Below are 21191 nucleotides of genomic sequence, written 5' to 3'. Positions count from 1 at the left end.
TGCGGAATCGCGGGTACGGTCGGCCGTACACAAGAAGGGAGGTGGTCCGCGAAATTGATAGCTTCATGGACATGTGAGGTGGCTGCGCGCTAGCAGCAGTGGCTTTCGAAGAGCCGGCGATTTACGCGCGCTGGCGAATTCCCCGTGGCCACCCGGCCCCCGAGTTTCCGGTCTGTCCAACCGGGAGCCTTGCTCGGGGGCCGCTCCACGTCTGGGGCCGGTCGACGCCTGGGCGCCGCTATTGTTTGACGTTGGCGGCCATCTGATCGGTGATCTGTCCGCCTTGACCGTGGACACCCACTTCGCAGGCCATGACGTCGAGGACCACGTCGGACACCGCACTCAGCACGCGCTCGCAGCTCGCCCGGTTCGGATCTCCCGGCGCGCGCGACAGCGTGATCCTCGACGAAGTCTCGGTCACATTCCCGAAGGTCCAGTTGGCTTTGTTGTTGAACTTCACGGTTACGCCGTTGCACGCCTTCCATTTGCCGGCAGAGGCGGTCACGAACTCCTGAGCTTGTGCGGGGGTCGGGAAGCTGACCGCGGCTTGGTAAACCCGATAGCTGCTGTCCTGCGTATCCAGCCCCTGTCCGAGCACGCCGGTGGGGTTGTAGCCCGCATAGGCGCTCTGCCGAATCGGATCGAACGCGCCAAAGCAGGCCGCATTTGACAGACTCTCGTCTGGACGCAGCCGCGTGGCCGTCTGGTCGTCCGCGACTTGCATCGATGTGGGCGGGTTCATGATGGCGTTCACCTGCTGCGCGCTGAGCAGAATCGTGTCCAGACGCCCAGCGGCCCCTGGTGCGGGCGCCGATTGTCCGGGTGCCCCGGTAGCGGGCGCCGTCTGCCCGGCTGTCCCGGCGGGGCCGCCCGGCGCCGTCCCGGCCGATGTTTTTTTGGAAGTCGACTCCTGGCTCAGGAAAACGACCGCCGCGACGATCGCGACGATGACGGCCAGGGTGGCGCCGCCGATGATGATCAGCCGGTTGTTGGATCCGCCGGTTGCGGCCGCACCGCCGCCGGCCGCGCTCGCGGCGGTGGTGTCGCTTGCCGGTCGCGCCGGGGCGGTCGGTGCAGTCTGCGAGCTGGCGCCGGTTGTTGTCGACGCGCCCGAAGCCGAAGCTTGCTGATCAGACTCGATCGACGCGAGCACGTTGTCGATGTCGTTTCGGGTGCGATAGGTGACGTCGTGTCGCAGGCGCATCATGCGCAAAAGTTGGGCGATGTCGCTGCGAGCGCTGGGGTCGTCGCCGTCCTCGTCGAGTCCGGATCTGAGTTCGACCAGCAATTGCAGCTGCTGCTGCGGGCTGAGCTCCTTCTCGGCGAGCATGTTGCCCAACCGCGTTATGTAGCCGAACGGCACGGGCGGCTCGTCGGGCAGCGGGTCCGGCAACGGGTGAGGCTTAGCGGTGAGCGAGTGCACGGCGGTGACCAGCTGGATGCCGGCGTCAACGGTCGGGTTGCGATAGTCGATGATCTGCAACGCCGCAAGTGGATTCACGCGCATGCTGCCTATGTCGCCGATGCGAACCGGAAGGATCGGCTTGTTCAAAGCCTGCGCGTAGCGCAGCTCGGACTGACTCGGTTTGGACTGCAACCAGTTGCTTGAGAGCGCGACGAGGAACAGGTCGCAGGCACGGATCTGCTCGAGGATCTTGGCCCACCACGAGTCGCCGCCGCCTAGCTCTTGGTCGAACCAAACTTGCTGTTGGGCGCGCCGCAGGGCCGCCGCCAGGGCATCGACCGTTGACCTGTCCTGGCTCGAGTAGCTGACAAACAGCGCCATCACAGTCTCCTAGGGTGAGGCCGAGCGAACGAAATGGGCCATGGCCTGCATGCGACCGGTATCACATGCGCCGATACCGTATCAGTGTCAGCCCATCTCAGGATGGCCAATTCGACTCCGTTCGAGTCGATAACGCGTCAGACGCTTATTGCTTTCCGCGATCCAAAACGCGGCTTTCTTCGGGAGGGCGGAATTCGGCGTAGCGGCGCGCGAATTCGTCGGCGGGCACGGGCCATTGCTCGCCGGCCTCCCCGCGTACGACCCAGTCGCCGTCGGCCGCAGTCGCGGGGCCTTCCAGGGTGTCAATGGTTTCACCGGCCTGCGCGGGCCGCGCCTGAACGCAGCCACTGCGTTGCCATTTCCCATCACCCGCCGGCTCGTACGTGTCGCGGAAAATGTCGTCGCGCACGGACCAGATCTTTCCGTCTTCGTGGACCGCCCAGTCACCGGCGTTGGCACGCATCGTGTGTCCGGAATCCGATGTCCACGTCCACGGGGCGTCGCGTTGTTCAGCGGTGACCGTCCCGATCCGGGTGAAGGTCTGCCACATTGGGCGCGACCGGAATCCCAGCTGGCGCAGACTCCACAAGGTAGCGGCCAAGCTGCGGATCGCTGCATTGAGCAAATCGGGGGTGCTTTCCACCGCCGACCAGTCGACGAGCTTGTCGTGGATCTTGTGGGAATCATCGCGAGGCGAACCGTACTTCCAGCCGTTGCGGCGGTAATAGCGACACCAGTCCTCGTGCTCAGCCCGCGCCATGCTCATCGCTGAGTCGTGGTCGAAGCCCATCAGAGCAAGCTGCTCCAATGGCGGCAATCCCGCCATGTCGTTGCCGGAAAGCTGTGCCGGTGGGCTGCCCCACGTATTCCAGGTGTGCCCGGCGATTTTTTCAACCATCCATAGGGCGTTGCGTACCTGGCGCCGATTGGATCCGCGGTAGAACTCATTAAGGTCCTCCCACGGCAGCGCGGCCGGGGACCGGGGTGCCCCCGGTTCGATCGTTGACACATAGCGCTCGTGAATGAGCCTCGCCGCGCGCTCCCAGGCATCCTGGACTCGGCCCTCGCGACTGTCCAGCACCAGGGAGTAGGACTGCAACCTTCCCACGACCTGGATCGCGTCGTCAGCCAGGTTGGTGTTGAGATCCGAGGTGTACACCGGCATCTCGGGGAAGCGGGCAGCCAGCCTACTGGCCGTCGCAGCCTGCTGCGTGTTGACCAAAATCACGGCGCTCGTCGCGGGGTTCGCATCGCCAATCAAACGCAGCATGGTGGGTACCGTTGGCATCGCCGATACCGCATCGACTTCCGGTCCATCCGACATGAAACCGGCTTGCTGGCGATGAAATTCGTGATCCTGCAAGTAGTCGTCGGCGTCGCGTTCGACGAGGGTGAGCGCCGGTAACGGCACCGCATCCGGCGGGGTATAGAAGTCGCGCTCAAGAGCGCGGCGGGTCAGGTCCGCGCACAACGCCAGAGTCAATTGTGAAGTGCCACAAACGAATACCCGACGAATGGTCTTGGCTTCAATGATGCCGTCCAATAACCTGCCGGCGGTCACCTCATACTTACCGACCACATCGGCCGCCCACCGGTTGCCCGACCCCCCGAATTGCTGAGCGCGCCACGCTTCGGCGAGCCACGGGTCATCCATGCGCACGATCAGCGGCAACCGCTGCTTGTGGCCGACCTCGGCGAGCCGACGACCGATCAGGTCAAGCCACAGTAGGTTGATCGCCGGGTCGGGTGCCATCAGGTAGAGCCGTGTGAGGTGGCGCCACAGTCGCAGCGAGACCAGGGTGGACGGCGTGCTGAAATCCACCAGGACCACTCGGGCGCCCTGCCTGCGAGCACGGGTTACGTGGTCGTCGCCCGCGTTGGTGATGACCACCAGGGTGTTGCGCCGGTCCAACGTCTGCGCGATCCCGCTGATCATCGACTGGGTGTCGTCATCGATGCCGACGACGGCGGTGACGGAGTCTGCGAGGTTCGCTCGTAACCGGTCCACTTGGGAGCGGAAGGCAGCGATAACGACCCCACCCAATCCGGTGAAGATCGCGGCCAGGGCGGTCACCCGGGCCACTTCCAGGGCGATCGGGGTGGGCGTCGGGCACGGGCGTCCGCCCAGCGAGTAGTCGCCGGTGCTGCCTTTGACCAACGAGGCCGTCGCCATCAGCGGGGTGAACAACGCCGGATGGTTGGCGTCGTGACAAGACCAATAGGAGCTGAGGCCGAGTATGCCGGTCAAGCTGATCAAGGCTGCGATAACGGTGAATGAGATGCCTGTCGTGCGCCCGACGCCGGCCGATCGAAACGCCATCACGAAAAAAGCCAGGATCGCCAACGTCACCAACAGCGTGGGTCCCGACCCGGGCTGACCGAACCACCTCAACCACGACGGCAGGGCGTCACTGGTCGAAGGCCGCAGCGCCAGAAGGCACAGATACCCAAGGAGAAGTAGGCCGACGACGGACGCGATGCGGCGGGCAGGAGGGGACGTCGTCACACTACGACGCATCCGCCGACCTCCTTCGATCGTGGTTGCACGCACATGATGACACCGGAGGTGGCCGGTTGGAGGTCGAACGAGCGGGTCGGCGGTTACCCGGCGTACCGCGAGAGCCGCGCCGAAAGATGGGGAACCAGGCCGCCGTCGGCGTCCACCCGCTCCTCGACATAGGCCAGGTCGCCGCCCTCGACGATGCCGTAGAGGCGCTTCGCGCCACCGACCAGCACGCCCGATCGGCTGCGGGCCAGCGCGTCGGTCACCAACTCCCACGACGACTGGGTACGCGGCCGGCCGTAGAACAGTTCCACGTAGCCGGCCGAATGGGCCAGCAGCAACTCGATGGCCTGAGATTCGCTGGGGTCGTCGGGATCATTGACGAAGCGCCAGAACCCCGTCTCGCGCAACCCGTGTTCCTGGTAATCACCCGTGTCGCTGAGCCGCCACGTGCGGGATTCCCAATTCAGATAATCACCGCCGTCGTGCGAGACCACGATCTGCTGGCCGAACCGGTAATCGCCGTCATGGGCACGGCCCTCGCCGTGTCCGCGCCACACACCGACCAGCGGCAGCAGCGCCAACAATGCGTCGTGCAGGTTGGCGCCTTCCCGCAGGTTGGCGGTGTCGGCAGGAAGCGGCAGGTCGTCGAAGGCGGGAATATTGCGGCCGGCGGTGAGCTTGGCGCGCTCCGCGGCGGCGGCCATCGCGCGATCGCCGGAGCTCGCCGGACTCAATGGCTCGTCAGAAGTCACGATTCGTCAGTGATGAGCCGGTAGAGCGTGTACAGCGCAAACCATGAGATCACCACGACCGACACGACCAGCATGATCTCGAAGAACAGCACCACGGGGACCAGTCTATTAGCCACGGGAGGTGGTCGTCGGTGCAGCGGGGGTCTCAGGCGATCTTGACGTCCACCTCGTGGATGCCCGCGCCGGACGGGGTCACCACGGCGTTCCCGTTACCGGCCGCCGACAAGGCGCGCAGCGTCCAGGACCCCGGGGCGGCGAAGAACCGGAAGTCGCCGGTCGCCGATGCGACGACCTCGGCCGTGAACTCGTCCGACGAGTCGAGCAAGCGGACGAACGCGCCACCCACCGCCTGGCCATCGCTGTCCACGACTCGGCCGGTGATCACCGTTTCCTTCTCCAAGTCGACGCTGGCCGGCAGCGTCACTCCTTGCTTCGGGGCAGAGCACATATCAGCTTCCCAACTCAATCGGGGCACCCACCAGGGAGCCGTATTCCGTCCAACTTCCGTCGTAGTTCTTGACGTTCTTGTGGCCGAGTAATTCCCGGAGCACGAACCAGGTGTGCGACGAACGCTCCCCGATCCGGCAGTACGCGATCGTTTCCTTGGTGCCGTCCAGGCCGGCGTCGGCGTACAGCTTGGCCAGCTCCTCGTCGGACTTGAAGGTGCCATCCTCGTTGGCAGCCCGGCTCCACGGCACGTTGATCGCCCCGGGAATGTGGCCGGGCCGCTGGCTCTGCTCCTGCGGCAGATGCGCCGGCGCCAAGATCTTGCCGGAGAACTCGTCGGGCGAACGCACGTCGACCAGGTTCTTGGCGTTGATGGCCGCGATCACTTCGTCGCGGAACGCCCGGATGCTGTTGTCCGGGGCGGCGGCGCTGTATGAGGTGGCCGGCCTGCTAACCGCGTCGCTGGACAGCGCGCGCCCGTCGAGTTCCCACTTCTTGCGGCCTCCGTCGAGCAGCTTGACCTTCTCGTGGCCGTACAACTTGAAGTACCAATAGGCGTAGGCGGCGAACCAGTTGTTGTTGCCGCCGTAGAGGATCACGGTGTCGTCGTTGGAGACGCCACGCTCGCTGAGGAGTTTGGAGAACTGCTGTGCGTCGACGAAGTCGCGCTTGACGGGGTCCTGCAAGTCGGAACGCCAGTCCAGCCTGATCGCGCCGGGGATGTGGCCGGTGTCGTATGCGCTGGTGTCCTCGTCGACCTCGACGAAGACGACACCGGCGGCGTCGAGATTGCTCTCGGCCCAGTCCGCGGAGACCAGGACGTCGGAGCGTGCCATGCGGGGGATCCTTTCGATCGCTTTCTATGAACAGGTCATGTGGTGCGGGCGGCGCCTCGGAAACGCGCGACCAGTGGGTAGAGCTGGCAGCCCAGGCAGATCCCGAATGCGGCGTTCAGGAAGGCGGCGGTGAGCGCGGCGGCGGTGGCGATGACGCCGATCAGAAAGGCGCCGGCGGCGAACGCGGCGACACCCGCGAGCGCGAAGATCAGGCCGACGAGCTGGGCGAACTTCAGCGGTGCGGCCGGCTCGCGCTCGACAACGGGGCCCAGTCGGGGCGCCACGACAGCGGCGAATATCCGGCCGTAGGGGTGCTTGCGCGGCCCCCAGACGGCGCCGATGGCGAAGATGGCGGCCTGCACGCCGAGGATGACCGCCGCCAACGCCGGGCTGGCGGCGGACGCGGCGAGCGTGATCACCAGGACCGCGGTGGTAACCCACGCGGCGAACCTGGGGCCCCGCACGTCGACGGTGTCCGGCTGGGTGGTGGTGTTGCTGCTCGGCACGGGACTACTCCTGGATAAGCCTGTTGCTTTTGTGCTGTTGGGAACGAACGACGGGAGACGGGCCACGGTAACGTTCCGGGCGGCTCCGAGTGCTACGCGAAAGCGCGTGCGACTCAGCAGCTACAGCGACAGCAACAGCCCGCGGTGCGGCACAGATCGACTGCGCGGCGTTGGGTGAGCAGAGGCTCAAGGCGGGCTAGCACGCCGGCAAGCTTACCGAATGACGGACAACGATCAAATCAGCGGAGGTTGCTCCGCGGACCGCGCACTCGGGGGCCGACCGGCTCACGACTGCTTGAAGCCGTCCAGGTCGACCGTCGTCCCGTAGCTGATGCCCTCGATGATGACGTCGGAGCCGCGCGCCCCCTCGGTCTTCGGTGCCACTCCGAACGGGAGCCGCTGGTTGGGCAGCCGGGCGGTGAAGGCGCGCAGCACCGCATCCCGCTTGTCGTTCGGGACGGCTTGGTCGGCGGTGTCCGGCCCGGTTAGGACGCCGGTCGGCGTGATCACCAGCGTCGCCTGGTCTTCCGGGGCGATGGAGAGGTCCACCGAGACGCTGACCCGGTGCTCGAAGTTGGCCGAATGGGGGGTGCCGCTGAACACCAGCCCATGGCTGTCGGAGATGCCCGATGCGGTGACACCGCCGGTAGCGGTGTTGGTTTCGTTGGCCGGCGCCTCGACCATCAAGTCGCTGATGCCCATGTACCTGCCCAGATGGGTCGAGCCGATGATGATCCGGCTCTCCAGTTTGCCCACCGGCAGTCTCGCGTCCGGCCCGATCAGCCAGGACGTGTGGGCCAGATCGACCGAATACATCGTGGCTTCCAGCGTGGCCTTGCCGACCGTCGCATGGTCGACGGCGTTGGCCTTGATCTCCACCTGGTTGTAGTGGTCACGCAATGCCTGTGGGATGAACGGGAATGCGACGATCGCGACGAACGGGTCCGACCTCAGATTGGCCGCTTTGCGCACGCTGCACGAGAGCCGGTATTCGGCGTAGATGCTGCTCCCGAAGTCGACGGCGACCGCGCCGAGCGTGACCACGGTCACGGCGATGGCCGCGGCCGCCAGCCCGATCAGCAGCTTGCGCACCCGCATATTGTCGCGTAACCGTCTCTGCGCCGTGCGCCGGACCACCCGGGTGGCGGGGCTCACACTGGCGCCGTCGCCACGCAAAAATGGCAGGTGGCAAGTTATCGTTAGGTGACCTGGCAACTAACGCGTTGTTGCGTTGCGACTTGTGAAGATGCCGTTCCCCCGAGCTGGAGGGGCTAGTTGGAGCTATTACTGCTGACCTCGGAGCTGCATCCCGACCCGGTCCTGCCGTCGCTGTCGCTGCTTCCTCACGCCGTCCGGACGGCGCCGGCCGAACCGTCCTCGTTGCTCGAGGCGGGGACGGCGGACGCCGTGCTCGTGGACGCGCGCACCGACCTGTCGTCGGCGCGCGGCCTGTGCCGGCTGTTGAGCACCGCGGGCCGGTCGGTTCCCGTCCTGGCCGTGGTGAGCGAAGGCGGCCTCGTGGCGGTCAGCGCCGACTGGGGACTGGACGAGATCCTGCTGCCGAGCACCGGCCCCGCCGAGATCGACGCCAGGCTGCGGCTGGTGGTCGGCCGCCGCGGCGGGCAGGCCGACCAGGAAAGCGCCGGCAAAGTGAGCCTGGGCGAGCTGGTGATCGACGAGGGCACCTACACCGCGAGACTGCGGGGCCGCCCGCTCGACCTGACCTACAAAGAGTTCGAGTTGCTCAAGTACCTGGCCCAGCATGCCGGGCGCGTGTTCACCCGCGCCCAGCTGCTGCACGAGGTGTGGGGGTACGACTTCTTCGGTGGCACCCGCACGGTAGACGTGCACGTGCGTCGACTGCGCGCCAAACTCGGCCCCGAGTATGAGGCATTGATCGGCACCGTACGCAACGTCGGGTACAAGGCCGTCCGGCCGGCACGCGGCCGCGCGCCGATAGCGGATCCCGCTGAGGACGAAGCCGCCGACGACGTCGAGGCCCACTCCGAGGACCTGCAAGAACCCCTGGGCGACCCCCTACGCAGTCAGTGACCCCGCCCGCCTGGCGCTCGACGCTGACCGCCGACGAGCAGCGGCAAGTGCGCGAACTCATCAGCGCGGCAACGGAATTCGATGGTGTGGCGCCCGTCGGCGAGCAGGTGCTGCGCGAGCTCGCGCACGACCGCACCGGGCACCTGCCAATCACCGAGGCCGACGAGATCGTCGGCTACCTCAATCTCTCGCGCGACACGGATGCCGCAATGGCCGAACTCGTGGTGCACCCGCGGGTCCGGCGGCGTGGGCTCGGTACGGCGCTGGCCCGTGCGGCGCTGGCCGAGACGGCCGGGCGCAACCGGTTCTGGGCGCACGGCACCCTCGAGCCCGCCCAGGCCACCGCCTCCGCGCTGGGTCTGGTCCCGGTGCGTGAACTGCTGCAGATGCGACGCACGTTGCGTGACGCCCAGGACCTGGCGGACCCGGTGCCCGGCGTGCGGGTGCGCACCTACGCGGGCGACACCGATGACGCTGAGCTCCTGCGCGTCAACAACGCCGCCTTCGCTGACCATCCCGAACAGGGTGGCTGGACCGAAATCCAGCTGGCCGAGCGGCGCAACGAACCATGGTTCGACCCGGCCGGGTTGTTCCTCGCATTCGACGAAGCCGATCAGGGGGGCAAGCTGCTGGGCTTCCACTGGACCAAGGTGCATCCCGATCAGCCCGGCTTGGGAGAGGTCTACGTCGTGGGTGTCGACCCCGCGGCGCAGGGCCGCGGCATGGGGCGGATGTTGACGGCCATCGGTATCGAGTCATTGGCGCACCGGCTGGCCGGCTCGGCCGACCCGACCGTGTTGCTCTACGTGGAGTCCGACAACGTCGCCGCGGTGCGCACCTACCAGCGTCTGGGCTTCAGCACCTACAGCGTGGACACCGCCTACGCGGTCGCTCCCGAGTGACCACCCGCGCAGGCGGCCGCCCGGTATCCCCGGCCGTTCACCTGCGTTTGCTAATGAGATGGTGCCGCGGGGTGCATCGGAGCATACTTTCGCCGCGACCCGGCAACCTCTTGGGGGATGGCCGGCGGCGCACGCGGGTCCGAATGGCTCAGGGAGCGGGATCGGTGAGACTCGACAGGGGAGGCAGGGCGCTGGCGGCGCTGATGGTGGCAGCCATCGTGAGCGCCGCGCTGGCGGGCTGTGGCAGAGATCACGACCGCCGGGCGGCGTCAACGGCAGCCCTCTCCGGGCCAACGGGCACCGCGGGATGCGCCGGCAAGAACAAGCTCACGGCCGAAGGCTCGACGGCCCAACTGAACGCGATGGCGCTGTTCAACCAGGTCTGGGGGCAGTACTGCCCGGGCAAGAGCGTGTCATACAACCCGACTGGTTCGGGCGCGGGTCGCGAGCAGTTCATCGCCGGCCACGTCGATTTCGCGGGGGCCGACTCCCCGCTGGCCGCCGACCAGATCGGTCCGGCCGCCGCCCGCTGCGACGGAAACCCGGCGTGGGACTTGCCGCTGGTGTTCGGGCCGATCGCCCTGGTCTACAACCTGGCTGGAGTCCCGGCGCTGGTGGTGAGCAGCGACGCGTTGGCCAAGATCCTCAGCGGACGGATCACGGCCTGGAACGACCCGATCCTCGCGGCCCTCAATCCCGGTGTCTTACTGCCCGATACGAAGATCACGCCGATCTACCGGGCGGACTCGTCGGGGACGACCGACAACCTGCAGAAGTTTCTGACGGCCGCCGCGCCGCAGAGCTGGACCAAAGGCGTGGGCACCGACTTTCAGGGCGGGGTGGGCGAGGGCGCCCCGAAATCGGCCGGGGTCATTGAGGCCGTGCGGGCCACCCCGGGAGCCATCGGATACGTCGAGAAGGGGTTTGCCGACCAGTCCGCGATGCCCTACGCGCGGATCGCCACCAACAACGGCGTCGTAGTCCCGCTTACCAACGAGACGGCCGGCAACGCGGTGAAGGCGGCCAATTTCGTGGCCGACGGCAATGACCTGGTGCTCGACCTGAACCCGATGTACTCCTCCCAGGAGCCGGGCGCCTACCCGTTGCTGCTGGCGACCTACGAGATCGTCTGCTCGAAGGGATCCGATCCGGACACCTCGGGAGCGATCAAGTCGTTCCTCACCGTCGCCGCTGGCAGGGGGCAGACGGATCTTCCCTCGGCGGGCTACGTTCCGCTGCCCGACAAGGTCAAAGACCGGCTGGCTGCCGCGATCGAGGCGCTGCAGTGACCAGGTGGGGACATTGCGGGAACTTCGTCCGCCGAAAGACCGCCTGGCATGATGTAGAAGCAGACCAGCGCCGGCCTGAACCCGATCCCCACGGATCGGTTGTGGGGTGCCGCCCGAACCCTCATCCTGGTGATCGCCACCATCAACATGGCGCCGAAACGTCGTAGGCAGGAGCAGTAAGTGGCCAAGCGGTTGGACCTCAAAGCCGTCAACATCTACTACGGGTCGTTCAAAGCGGTCGCGGATGTGACGCTGTCCATTCTGCCCCGCAGTGTAACGGCGTTCATTGGCTCGTCGGGTTGCGGCAAGACGACCGTGCTGCGCACGCTGAACCGGATGCACGAGGTCATCCCCGGCGGCCGGGTCGAGGGCAGCGTGCTGCTCGACGACCAAGACATCTACGGCCCCGGTGTAGACCCGGTTGGTGTGCGTCGGGCGATTGGGATGGTGTTCCAGCGACCGAACCCGTTCCCCGCCATGTCGATTCGCGACAATGTGGTGGCCGGCCTGAAGCTGCAGGGGGTACGCGACCGCAAGCTGCTCGATGAGACATCCGAACACTCACTGCGCGCCGCAAACCTGTGGGATGAGGTCAAGGACCGGTTGGACAAACCCGGCGGCGGATTGTCCGGGGGGCAGCAGCAGCGGTTGTGCATCGCGCGGGCCATCGCTGTGCAACCCGACGTGTTGCTCATGGACGAGCCGTGCTCCGCGCTGGACCCGATCTCGACGATGGCCATCGAGGAGCTGATCAGTGAGTTGAAGCAGGACTACACGATCGTCATCGTCACCCACAACATGCAGCAGGCCGCCCGGGTCAGCGACTACACCGCGTTCTTCAACCTGGAAGCGACAGGAAAGCCGGGGCGGTTGATCGAAGTCGACGACACCGAGAAGATCTTCTCCAACCCCAGCCAGAAGGCCACGGAGGACTACATCTCCGGCCGCTTCGGCTAGCTGGACGTGCTTTCGCCCACTACGAGGGGGGATTCGTTTCCTCGTCGGGCAGTTTGCCGGTCGCCTGGAAGATGACGCGACGTGCCACTTCGACGGCGTGGTCGGCGAAGCGCTCGTAGAACCGGCCCAGCAGGGTCACGTCGACCGCGGCCGCCACACCGTACTTCCATTCGCGGTCCATCAGCACCGAGAACAGATGGCGGTGCAGATCGTCCATCGCGTCGTCCTCTTCGCGGATCCGGGCGGCTTTCTCCGGGTCGCGCGACATCACCACCTCTTGCGCGCTGTTGCCCAATTCAACTGCGACCCTGCCCATTTCGGCGAAGTAACCGTTGACCTCTTCGGGCAGCGCGTGTTGGGGATGCCGACGGCGAGCGATCTTCGCGACGTGCAGGGCCAGCGCGCCCATCCGGTCGATGTCGGCCACCATCTGAATCGCGCTCACGATGGACCTCAAGTCGCCGGCCACCGGCGCCTGCAGGGCAAGGAGCACGAAGGCGCTTTCCTCGGCCTGGGCGCTCAGCGCGGCGATCTTTTCGTGATCGGAGATCACCTGCTCGGCCAGCACCAGATCCGCTTGCAGCAGCGCCTGGGTGGCCCGCTCCATGGCGACGCCCGCCAACCCGCACATCTCGCCTAGGCGCTCGGATAACTCCGAAAGCTGCTCATGGTAGGCGGTCCGCATATCGCCAAGCCTACGTTCTCGGCGCCGAAAATGGGGGCCGCACCGCCGCCAAATGCGCTCACTCGCAGGTGGTGTCGGCGGCGTTGGTGACGGTCAGGTCCTCGGGCAGCTTGGGTGGGGCGCTGCCGGAACCGCGTTCGATCTGCAAGCTGATCGACGAACCGCTCGGCTGGGGAGTGGCGACCGCCTTGAAGTCAGGTCCGAGCACCACCTGCACCACCTGCCCGTAGCCGGAAACCCGCTGGACCTTCGCATTGGTGAAGGAGGACGCCACGGTCGCCGCCGCCTGCTCGTTGCCGGGCGAGAACAACACGGTCGTCGTGTTCACCGAACTCGGATAGTCGTCCGGCGTCATCACATTGAAGCCGTCGCGCTTGAGCTGGCTGGTGGCGGTGGCCGCCAGGCCGCTCTGCGTCGTGGCGTTGGAGACCCGCACCGTGACGTCGCCCGGTGTGGTCGTGGTGATCTGCTCGTGTCGGGCCTCGGGTGTCGGCGCGGGGGCCGGTGCCTTCTTGGTAGCGGGCGCCTTCGTCTGCCCCGACTTGTCGTCGGAGGTCTCCAGATTCTTTGCGTTCTGGTCGTTTTCCTCCGGCAGCGGATCGTCGTTGATGATGGCGTCGAACAACGCTCGCATATCGGCCATGCGCGGCGGCTCGTCGCCGTTCTGGTCGGTGATGCCGGTCGGCACGGTGACGAAGGTGACGTGCCCGGCCGCCATCCCCTGCAACGACTGACCGAGCTGAATCAAGTCCTTCGACTGCACGTTGTCGACGACGGTGTCGCTGATGAACATGTTGACGACGTTGTTGAGCTTGTTGAGGTCGAGCAGCGTGTCCTCGGAGATCAACGAACGCAGCAGCGACGACAGGAACAGCTGCTGGCGTTTGATGCGGCCGTAGTCCCCGTTCGTTTCGGTGGTGACCTGCCTGGCCCGGACGTAGTTCAGCGCGGTGGTGCCGTCCAGGACTTGGCGCCCGCCGTGTTCGAGGACCGTGCCCAGTTCGTAGTCGTGCAGCGGGGTCTTCGAGCAGACCTCGACACCGCCCAGGGCGTCGACCATTTTGGCGAACCCGGAGAAGTCGACGGCGATGAAACGGTTGATGCTCAGGCCGGACAGCTTCTGGATTTCCTTCACCAGACATTTCGGGCCGCCGAAGGCGAATGCCGAGTTGAGTTTGGTCTCGGTGTAGACCATCTTGGGACCCCAGGACTTGGACTTCGCGTCGTAGAGCGGCCCGTACTTACCGGTGTTCGGGTTCCACGCCTCGCACTGCATCGGGGTGATCGCGAGATCGCGGGGGAACGACACCGCCACCACGCGTTTGCGGTTGGCCGGAATGTTGACCAGCATCACGGTGTCCGAGCGGGCGCCGTCCGCGTCATCGGTGCTGCCGGCGCCCATGTTGGCGTTGTCGCCGGCGCGGGAGTCGAGGCCGACGATCAAGAAGTCCTCGTCCCCGTATTGTCCGTTGCGGTCGCGAATGTCACTGGAGTCCTGGTCGAGGGCGCTGATGGTGTTGAGCCGCGCGTTCTTCGACGTGCTCCATTTCCACGCCCCGCCGGTCATGACGAGGGCCAGCGCGGCGAGCAGGGCCGCCAGCGAGCGCGCGGCCAGCAGCATCGGCCGGCGGCGGCCGGTTCTGCGCGTGTCCGCGTCGAGCTTCCCGCCGGACGCGGACCCGTCTCCGTGCGGATAGTCGGCGGCGCCGAGGTCGGGGAGCTCCGAGACCGCGCCGAGCGAGTACGCCAGGTCCTCGATCACCTGAGTCTGTTGCAGCTCGACCGGCAGGCCCGATTCGGCGTCGTCTGCGGGTTCGGGCTCCGGTTCGGCGCGGCGGTGAGTGGACCGGCCCGTCGACGGGGCACCGAGTTTCGCGATCAGGTCGGCGACGCTGACCCCGCCACTCGTGTGGCACCCGGAGTCGTTGTCATCGGCCGCTCGAGGCGCAACGGTCTCGACCACACCATCGGTCTGCCATAAGTGAAGGCGGTAGTCGGACGGCGGCTCCGAGAACCGCTCCCACGGCGCGGCGCCCAACGCCGCGCGCCGAGCGCCAGGAGTGGCGTCGCCCTCGGCGTCACTCATGTCCTACCGGCCTCCGAAGCTCTGATGCGGATGTCCGTGTCCGTGCGTGGTGTCGGCCCAGCGTGTTGTCAGCGCTGCGGCTCGTGCCACCCGTGGGTCGCATTCCTTTGTCGCCCCCGGGTGGCGGCGCGTTACCGATCCGCCCCACCAACGCGCAATGCAGCAAGGTCCACATGGTACTGAGTTATCGGTCCGGACGCGATTTCGAGCGGTCGTCAGCCGCCGGAGTGCATCACGTCGGCGCCGGCCGGGACGCGGCAGTCGTCGGGGTCGGTCAGCCAGCCTTCGGGCAACGCCACCCGGGCGGGTGAACCCTGCCGGCCCCGGGGGCCGCTGGCCGCGTCCGGGAACGCGACGGTGGCGTCCAATTGGCTGAGCAGCGAATCGAGTTCGTCGAGCGTCTTGACCATCGCGAGCGCCCGGCGCAGCTCGGAGCCGGCCGGAAAGCCGTGCAGGTACCAGCCGATGTGCTTGCGGATGTCGCGCATGCCCTTGTCCTCGCCGAAGTGCGCGGCCAGCAACTGGCCATGGCGGCGGACGATGTCGGCGACTTCGCCCAGCGTGGGCGGGGTGGGGGCCGGGCTATCGGTGAACGCCGCCGACAGCTCGGCGAAAAGCCAGGGCCGGCCCAGGCAGCCGCGGCCGATCACGACGCCGTCACATCCTGTGGTGGCCATCATCGTCAGGGCGTCGCTGGCGTCGTAGATGTCGCCGTTGCCCAGCACGGGGATCGTCCGCACGTGCTGCTTGAGCAGGGCGATCTGCTCCCAGTCGGCGGTGCCGGAGTAGCGCTGCGCCGCCGTGCGGGCGTGTAGCGCGACGGCGGCGGCACCCTCGGTTTCGGCGATGCGGCCGGCGTCGAGGTGCGTCTGGTGCTCGTCATCGATACCGATGCGGAACTTGACGGTCACGGGAATCTTCGTGCCCTCGGTGCCGCGCACGGCCGCCGCCACGATCTGGCCGAACAACCGTCGCTTGTACGGCAGCGCCGCCCCGCCGCCGCGCTTGGTCACCTTGGGCACCGGGCAGCCGAAATTCATGTCGATGTGGTCGGCCAGCCCCTCGTCGGCGATCATCTTGGCGGCGGCGTAGGTGGTGGCCGGATCGACGGTGTAGAGCTGCAATGAGCGCGGCGACTCGTCCGGCGCGAACGTAGTCATGTGCATGGTGACCGGGTGCCGCTCGACGAGAGCGCGCGCCGTCACCATCTCGCAGACATAGAGCCCGCTGACCGTGCCGACCTTCGACTGCTCCAGTTCCCGGCACAGGGTCCGGAATGCAACATTAGTAACGCCTGCCATTGGGGCCAGCACCACCGGGCTGGCGAGCGTGATGGGACCGATGCGCAAGGCTGACTACCGGCGGCTCATCACCAGTTTGCCCGCGGTCTGGTGCAGCTCGAACGCCGTGGTCTTCTTGCCTGTGCGGGCTTCCCGGTCGAGCTGGCGCTGCTTCGATATCTCGAACTTTTCGCAGGCCTGCTCGAGTTCCTTGATCAGCAGGGCGAGGTCGTCGCGCATCGCCGCCGCTTCACCGGTGAAGTCCTCGCGCTCGAAGATGCGCCACTTCTTCAGCACCGGCATGACCACGTCGTCGAGGTGGATGCGGGGGTCGTAGACCCCTCCGACGGCGATAAAGACGGCCTTGCGCCGGAACTCGGGGACCTGATAGCCCGGCATCTGGAAATTGCGCAGCACCTTGTGCAGGGACTTCATCGCCTGGTTCGGCGACGCAGAGAACCCGGCGTCGCTGACGTCGCGGTAGAAGATCATGTGCAGGTTTTCGTCGGCTGAGATCTTCGCCAGCAACTGGTCGGCGATCGTCTCGTTGCACGCCTTGCCGGTATTGCGGTGCGAAATCCGGGTCGCCAGCTCCTGGAAGGTCACGTAGATGACGGAGTCGAACAGGCTCTCGGCGAACAGGTCGGCTCGGATCTGCTGGTTCTGGCCCGGGCTGAAGCCCCGGTTCACCACCTCGATGCGCAGCTTCTCCAGCTCGACGGGGTCGACCGCGCGGGTCACCACCAGGTAGTCACGTAGCGCGATCCCGTGCCGGTTCTCCTCGGCGGTCCACCGGTTGACCCACTGGCCCCACGGGCCGTCCAGGCCGAAGTTCATCGCGATCTCGCGGTGATACGACGGCAGGTTGTCCTCCGTCATCAGGTTCTGCACCATCGCTACCTGGGCGAGGTCGGAGAGCTTGCTCTCCTCGGGGTGCCAGTCCTGCCCGCCCAGTGCGTAAAAGTTCTTGCCGTCCGACCACGGGATGTAGTCGTGCGGGTTCCAGTTCTTGTGCATGCTCTCGTGCCGGTTGAGGCATTTCTCGACCACCGGTTCGAGCTCGTGCAGCAGCTGTAGGTTTGTCAGCTCGGCTGACATAGGGCCTCCGGTTATCTGTGTCGATGGGTAGCAGTCAATATATCTGTGTACCCCAGTAGCATCAAGCTGCTCGGCCGCGCGCCGCATAACAGTTCGATGCCATCGGTCTTGAGATTTGCCGCTCCGGGGCGGGCGATAAACAGGGGCCGCACTACCCCAGGTCGGGGGCGGGCACGTACGGGGCCGCCGTGACGTAGAGCATGTTGACGCAGTAGTCGATGAATTGTTTGCGCGTCGCGCCGAGCTGTCCGTTGAGGTACGCGGTGAACAGGCTCGACAGTCCGCCAACGAGGCTGGTGGCGATCATCTTCTGCAACACCGGATCGCCGATCCGGGACAGCTTGCGCTGCAGCAGTTCGATGAAGTTGGGCATCCACTCCGCGCCCGAGCGGGTCAATATCGGCTCGACCGCCGGCGCGAGCAACAGCACGCGGCCCCGGACCGGGTCGTCGACCATCAGCTCGACAAACTTTTCGACGGCTTCCCGCGGGGTGTTCGCCGACGTGAGGGCATCCATGGCGCGCGTGCACACGTCGTCGTAGACCGCGCGCACGAACTCGTCACGGTCAGCGAAGCTTTCGTAGAAGTAGCGTTCGGTCAGCGCGGCCTTGCGGCACACCGCACGCACGGTCAGCGCGGGCCGACCGTCGCCGCCGAGCAATTGCACACCGGCGGCGATGAGGTTCTCGCGACGGAGGGTGAGGCGATCCCCCAAGGGGACGCCGGTCCAACGGCCCCGTCGTTGACCGGACTGCACATCGCTCCTAAGCTTGAAACTGACAACGCATGTAGTCAGTTTTGCAGATACCTACAGGAATCCAATAGTGACTCAACATACGTCCGGACCCCGCCCAGCGACTAGCGACGTCGTGCGCGGCGCTTCGGGCGCGCCAACCGTGGCCGCTGGCTGCCCGGTGTCGCCCATGGGCTATGAAGCACCACCGATCCCGCTGGGGCCCGATTCGCTGACGTGGCGGTACTTCGGTGATTGGCGCGGCATGCTGCAGGGCCCGTTCGCGGGATCCATGCAGAACATGCACCCGCAGTTGGGCGCCGCGGTGGAGCAACACTCGACCTTCTTCCGGGAACCCTTGCCGCGGGTGATGCGGTCGCTGTACCCGATCGGCGGGGTGGTCTTCGATGGCGACCGGGCTCCGACGACGGGTGCCGAGGTCCGCGACTACCACACCGACATCAAGGGCGTGGACGACCAGGGGCGTCGGTACCACGCGCTGAATCCCGACGTCTTTTATTGGGCACACTCCACTTTCTTCATGGGCACGATCCTGGTGGCCGAACGCTTCGGCGGCGGCCTGACCGAGGCCGACAAGCGCCAACTCTTCGACGAACACATTCAGTGGTACCGGATGTACGGCATGAGCATGCGCCCGGTGCCCAAGACCTGGGAGGAATTTCAGGATTACTGGGATCACATGTGCCGCAACGTATTAGAGGATAATTACGCGACGCGGGCCGTGCTTGATCTGACCATATATGACAAGCTGCCGATCGCTCCCTGGCTCCCGGATTGGCTGTGGGGCGGCCTGACCAAGCTGTCGCGGCCGTTCTTCGTCTGGCTCACGGTCGGCTTGTATCACCCGGCCGTTCGCGAACGGTTGGGCTTTGAGTGGACCGACCGCGACGAGTGGCTGCACCGGCGCTTCGGCAACCTGGTGCGGCTGGTCTTCGCGTTTGTGCCCCCCAGGTACCGCAAGCACCCGCGGGCCCGCGCCGGCCTCGACCGCGCATCCGGGCGCATCCCGGCCGACGCGCCGCTGCCGCAGACGCCGGCACGCAATCTGCCGCCGCTCGACCGGCGCGGCGACCCGAGCCACTACTGCCCCGAGGTTTAGTGCCCTCTAGTGGGCGTGACCGTGCACGTCCTCCAGGCCCGCCTGGTGCACGTGCTGATGGCTGTGCTCGGTGCCGTCGGCGTGGCGGTGGGCGTGTTCGTGCTGGACATGGTCGTGCTCATGGGCGGTGTGGGCGTGCGCGTGGCTGACGTCGCCGTGTTCGTGGTCGTGCGCGTGGGGCGCGTCGTGGGTGTGTTGCGCGGGCATCGGTGTCGTCTCCTTAAGTAGATGCGCCGTGTCGATCGCCGACGGCCTTCAGGCCGCCCGCCTTGCGGTGGTGACCGGGCACGCCCGGACCGGCGTGCTCGGCGTTGAAGACGGCGTCCGTGACGAGCTGCCGGACGTGGTCGTTCTCCAGGCTGTAGAAGATGGTGGTCCCCTCCCGGCGGGTGCGGACCAGGCGTGCCATCCGCAGTTTCGCCAGGTGCTGGGAGACCGACGGTGCCGGCTTGCCCACGTGCTCGGCGAGTTCGTTGACCGACATCTCGCGGTCGGTGAGTGACCACAGCACCTGCACCCGGGTGGCGTCGGCCAGCATCCGGAAGACCTCGACGACAAGGTTCGCCTGGTCATCCGGCAACCGGCCTGCGCCGTTATCTGCGTGCATACGCAAATAATAATGAGACCGGGCACCCCTGCCAATGGGTGTTCAGGCCGACGGGACGAACGTGGACCGGGGCTGGCCGCCGTTGCGCTCGTTCCACAACCGGTAGACGTCCACCGCATCTTCTTGGGGTTGGTAGCGCATGGGCAAGCGCCGCTGGTCCCAGCTCTTGGCGAATTCGTCGTAGAAGGTCGACACCTCGAAGTACTTGCGGTCGTCGAGGTAGTACTGCTCGTAGGCCTCGCGGGTGATCAGGAAGATCACTTGCTTCGGTGAGCAGTAGTACAGGGAGCCCAGGCACATCGGGCACGGGTGTGCCATCACGTAGATCGTGGCATCGACGAGGTGCTCGGTGCCCAGCTTCATGCACGCCTCGCGGATGGCCAGGATCTCCGCGTGCGCGGTCGGATCGTTGGTCTGGGCCACCTTGTTGGCGCTTTCGGCGAGGACTTCGCCGTCGTTGACGATCACCGCCGCGAATGGGCGCCCGCCCTCCGCGACGTTTCGGCGGGCCAGCTCGATCGTCCGTTGGGCGAAGTCGGTCACAGCTCGGAGAGTAGTCCCGCCGGGCGCCGGGGATCGGCCCTGCGATACTGACTAGATTGTCTATTTAATTTTCTGAATCGGGATGAGGGAGCACGATGGCGCGCACCGATCGTGATCGTTGGAACCTGGCGACGAGCGTGGGGGCGACGGCGACGATGGTCGCGGCCCAGCGGGCCCTGTCCTCCGACGCGAAGTTGATCGACGACCCCTACGCGGCTCCGCTCGTGCGGGCCGTCGGGATCGACGTCTACGTCCGGCTGGTGAACGGCGAGATCCCGGCCGGCGGGGCTTCCGAGTTCGATCCGCAGCGGATGGCGCGGGGAATGGCCTGTCGGACAAGGTTTTACGACGACTTCTTCTTGGAAGCGACGCGCAGTGGGATCCGTCAGGCGGTGATCCTCGCCTCGGGGCTCGATGCGCGCGCCTACCGCCTGCCGTGGCCGACCGGCACTGTCGTCTACGAGGTCGACATGCCGGAGGTGATCGAGTTCAAGACGCTGACCCTCGAGGACCTCGGCGCCGAGCCGACCGCCGAGCGGCGCGCCGTCGCGGTCGACCTGCGTGACGACTGGGCCACGGCGCTGCGCGACGCGGGATTCGATCCGGAGGCGCCGTCGGCGTGGAGCGCCGAGGGGCTGTTGGTGTACCTGCCCGAGGCGGCGCAGGACGCGCTGTTCGACAACATCACCGCGCTGAGCGCCCCGGGCAGCCGCTTGGCCTTCGACTTTGTGCCCGACACCGCCGTTTTCGCCGATCCGCGGTGGCGGGCGCATCACGACCGGATGCGCGAGCTCGGGTTCGAGGTCGACTTCAACGACCTCGTCTATCACGGCGAGCGCAGCCACATCGTCGACCACCTCGGCCAGCGGGGCTGGCGCACCTCGTCGCAGACGGTCGCCCAACTGCACGCCGCCAACGGGTTCGTCTACGCCGACGACGAGGTCGCCCAAGCCTTCGCCGACGTCACCTACAGCAGCGCGGTGCTCGGGCGATGAGCGCCAGCTGC

At 66.5% G+C, this 21191-nt stretch carries 23 protein-coding genes; 7 read left to right on the top strand and 16 right to left on the bottom strand.

Going from position 1 to position 21191, the window contains the following annotated elements:
* Window positions 1-238: 238 nt before the first annotated feature.
* The gene (locus G6N51_RS15645) at window positions 239-1786 is read right to left on the bottom strand and encodes a sensor domain-containing protein (RefSeq protein ID WP_083168202.1); all 1548 of its coding nucleotides are present in this window, start codon (window positions 1784-1786) and stop codon (window positions 239-241) included.
* Between the two features lie 145 nt (window positions 1787-1931).
* Complete coding sequence (locus G6N51_RS15640) at window positions 1932-3860, bottom strand: RyR domain-containing protein (protein ID WP_232078405.1); 1929 nt, start codon at window positions 3858-3860, stop codon at window positions 1932-1934.
* Between the two features lie 163 nt (window positions 3861-4023).
* Here G6N51_RS15640 and G6N51_RS29230 point away from each other — a divergent pair, with 163 nt between their 5' ends.
* Window positions 4024-4164 (top strand): hypothetical protein, encoded by a 141-nt coding sequence (locus G6N51_RS29230; RefSeq protein WP_232078404.1) that lies wholly within the window; start codon window positions 4024-4026, stop codon window positions 4162-4164.
* A 223-nt stretch (window positions 4165-4387) separates the two neighbouring features.
* On the opposite strand, the gene G6N51_RS15635 is transcribed toward G6N51_RS29230, so the two are convergent.
* The 6 genes from G6N51_RS15635 to lmeA all read right to left on the bottom strand — a co-directional run bounded on the left by G6N51_RS15635 (window position 4388) and on the right by lmeA (window position 7931).
* Entirely contained in the window at window positions 4388-4996 is a 609-nt protein-coding gene (locus tag G6N51_RS15635; RefSeq protein ID WP_232078559.1) for an FABP family protein, read from the bottom strand.
* Between the two features lie 193 nt (window positions 4997-5189).
* Window positions 5190-5492 (bottom strand): DUF1416 domain-containing protein, encoded by a 303-nt coding sequence (locus G6N51_RS15630; protein ID WP_003877205.1) that lies wholly within the window; start codon window positions 5490-5492, stop codon window positions 5190-5192.
* 1 nt (window position 5493) lies between these two features.
* Complete coding sequence (locus tag G6N51_RS15625) at window positions 5494-6327, bottom strand: sulfurtransferase (RefSeq protein WP_083168215.1); 834 nt, start codon at window positions 6325-6327, stop codon at window positions 5494-5496.
* Window positions 6328-6362: 35 nt separating this feature from the next.
* Window positions 6363-6833, bottom strand: coding sequence for a DUF4395 domain-containing protein (locus tag G6N51_RS15620; RefSeq protein ID WP_083168219.1), 471 nt, complete (start codon window positions 6831-6833; stop codon window positions 6363-6365).
* 113 nt (window positions 6834-6946) lie between these two features.
* The gene (locus G6N51_RS29695) at window positions 6947-7036 is read right to left on the bottom strand and encodes an Ms5788A family Cys-rich leader peptide (protein WP_368730642.1); all 90 of its coding nucleotides are present in this window, start codon (window positions 7034-7036) and stop codon (window positions 6947-6949) included.
* Window positions 7037-7118: 82 nt separating this feature from the next.
* On the bottom strand, window positions 7119-7931 hold the full coding sequence (gene lmeA / locus G6N51_RS15615) for a mannan chain length control protein LmeA (protein ID WP_083168223.1): 813 nt from the start codon (window positions 7929-7931) through the stop codon (window positions 7119-7121).
* A gap of 177 nt (window positions 7932-8108) precedes the next feature.
* Between lmeA and G6N51_RS15610 the strand changes: the two genes are divergently transcribed.
* The 4 genes from G6N51_RS15610 to pstB all read left to right on the top strand — a co-directional run bounded on the left by G6N51_RS15610 (window position 8109) and on the right by pstB (window position 12033).
* The gene (locus G6N51_RS15610; protein ID WP_083168226.1) at window positions 8109-8885 is read left to right on the top strand and encodes a winged helix-turn-helix transcriptional regulator; all 777 of its coding nucleotides are present in this window, start codon (window positions 8109-8111) and stop codon (window positions 8883-8885) included.
* Window positions 8882-9787 carry a mycothiol synthase gene (gene mshD, locus G6N51_RS15605; RefSeq protein WP_083168231.1) on the top strand — a complete coding sequence of 302 codons (906 nt, stop codon included), beginning with the start codon at window positions 8882-8884 and terminating at the stop codon, window positions 9785-9787. The genes G6N51_RS15610 and mshD overlap by 4 nt, the downstream gene beginning before the upstream one ends.
* Before the next feature lie 164 nt (window positions 9788-9951).
* On the top strand, window positions 9952-11076 hold the full coding sequence (gene pstS, locus G6N51_RS15600) for a phosphate ABC transporter substrate-binding protein PstS (RefSeq protein WP_083168236.1): 1125 nt from the start codon (window positions 9952-9954) through the stop codon (window positions 11074-11076).
* 180 nt (window positions 11077-11256) lie between these two features.
* The gene (gene pstB / locus G6N51_RS15595) at window positions 11257-12033 is read left to right on the top strand and encodes a phosphate ABC transporter ATP-binding protein PstB (RefSeq protein WP_083168241.1); all 777 of its coding nucleotides are present in this window, start codon (window positions 11257-11259) and stop codon (window positions 12031-12033) included.
* 19 nt (window positions 12034-12052) lie between these two features.
* Here the strand turns inward: pstB and phoU are convergent, their stop codons facing one another.
* From phoU to G6N51_RS15570, 5 genes are all read right to left on the bottom strand, one after another.
* Window positions 12053-12718, bottom strand: a complete 666-nt coding sequence (gene phoU / locus G6N51_RS15590) for a phosphate signaling complex protein PhoU (protein ID WP_083168246.1) — start codon at window positions 12716-12718, stop codon at window positions 12053-12055.
* Window positions 12719-12776: 58 nt separating this feature from the next.
* Entirely contained in the window at window positions 12777-14804 is a 2028-nt protein-coding gene (locus G6N51_RS15585) for an LCP family protein (protein ID WP_083168250.1), read from the bottom strand.
* Window positions 14805-15019: 215 nt separating this feature from the next.
* Window positions 15020-16153 (bottom strand): tRNA dihydrouridine synthase DusB, encoded by a 1134-nt coding sequence (dusB, locus tag G6N51_RS15580; RefSeq protein WP_083168254.1) that lies wholly within the window; start codon window positions 16151-16153, stop codon window positions 15020-15022.
* Between the two features lie 6 nt (window positions 16154-16159).
* The gene (locus G6N51_RS15575; RefSeq protein ID WP_083168259.1) at window positions 16160-17182 is read right to left on the bottom strand and encodes an acyl-ACP desaturase; all 1023 of its coding nucleotides are present in this window, start codon (window positions 17180-17182) and stop codon (window positions 16160-16162) included.
* Between the two features lie 151 nt (window positions 17183-17333).
* Window positions 17334-17939, bottom strand: a complete 606-nt coding sequence (locus G6N51_RS15570) for a TetR/AcrR family transcriptional regulator (protein ID WP_083168263.1) — start codon at window positions 17937-17939, stop codon at window positions 17334-17336.
* 67 nt (window positions 17940-18006) lie between these two features.
* Here G6N51_RS15570 and G6N51_RS15565 point away from each other — a divergent pair, with 67 nt between their 5' ends.
* Window positions 18007-19035 (top strand): oxygenase MpaB family protein, encoded by a 1029-nt coding sequence (locus tag G6N51_RS15565; protein WP_083168268.1) that lies wholly within the window; start codon window positions 18007-18009, stop codon window positions 19033-19035.
* A 6-nt stretch (window positions 19036-19041) separates the two neighbouring features.
* Here G6N51_RS15565 and G6N51_RS15560 read toward each other — a convergent pair whose 3' ends face one another.
* The 3 genes from G6N51_RS15560 to G6N51_RS15550 are packed head-to-tail and all read right to left on the bottom strand — an operon-like array spanning window position 19042 to window position 20185.
* Window positions 19042-19242, bottom strand: a complete 201-nt coding sequence (locus G6N51_RS15560) for a zinc transporter Slc39a7 (protein ID WP_083168272.1) — start codon at window positions 19240-19242, stop codon at window positions 19042-19044.
* A 13-nt stretch (window positions 19243-19255) separates the two neighbouring features.
* Window positions 19256-19642, bottom strand: coding sequence for an ArsR/SmtB family transcription factor (locus G6N51_RS15555; RefSeq protein WP_083168277.1), 387 nt, complete (start codon window positions 19640-19642; stop codon window positions 19256-19258).
* A gap of 42 nt (window positions 19643-19684) precedes the next feature.
* The gene (locus G6N51_RS15550) at window positions 19685-20185 is read right to left on the bottom strand and encodes a nucleoside deaminase (RefSeq protein WP_083168281.1); all 501 of its coding nucleotides are present in this window, start codon (window positions 20183-20185) and stop codon (window positions 19685-19687) included.
* Window positions 20186-20280: 95 nt separating this feature from the next.
* Between G6N51_RS15550 and G6N51_RS15545 the strand changes: the two genes are divergently transcribed.
* Entirely contained in the window at window positions 20281-21180 is a 900-nt protein-coding gene (locus G6N51_RS15545) for a class I SAM-dependent methyltransferase (protein WP_083168285.1), read from the top strand.
* Window positions 21181-21191 lie beyond the last annotated feature (11 nt).

The sequence above is a fragment of the Mycobacterium paraseoulense genome, from assembly GCF_010731655.1.
GTDB lineage: Bacteria > Actinomycetota > Actinomycetes > Mycobacteriales > Mycobacteriaceae > Mycobacterium > Mycobacterium paraseoulense.
This window is presented reverse-complemented; position numbering and strand designations above follow the sequence as displayed.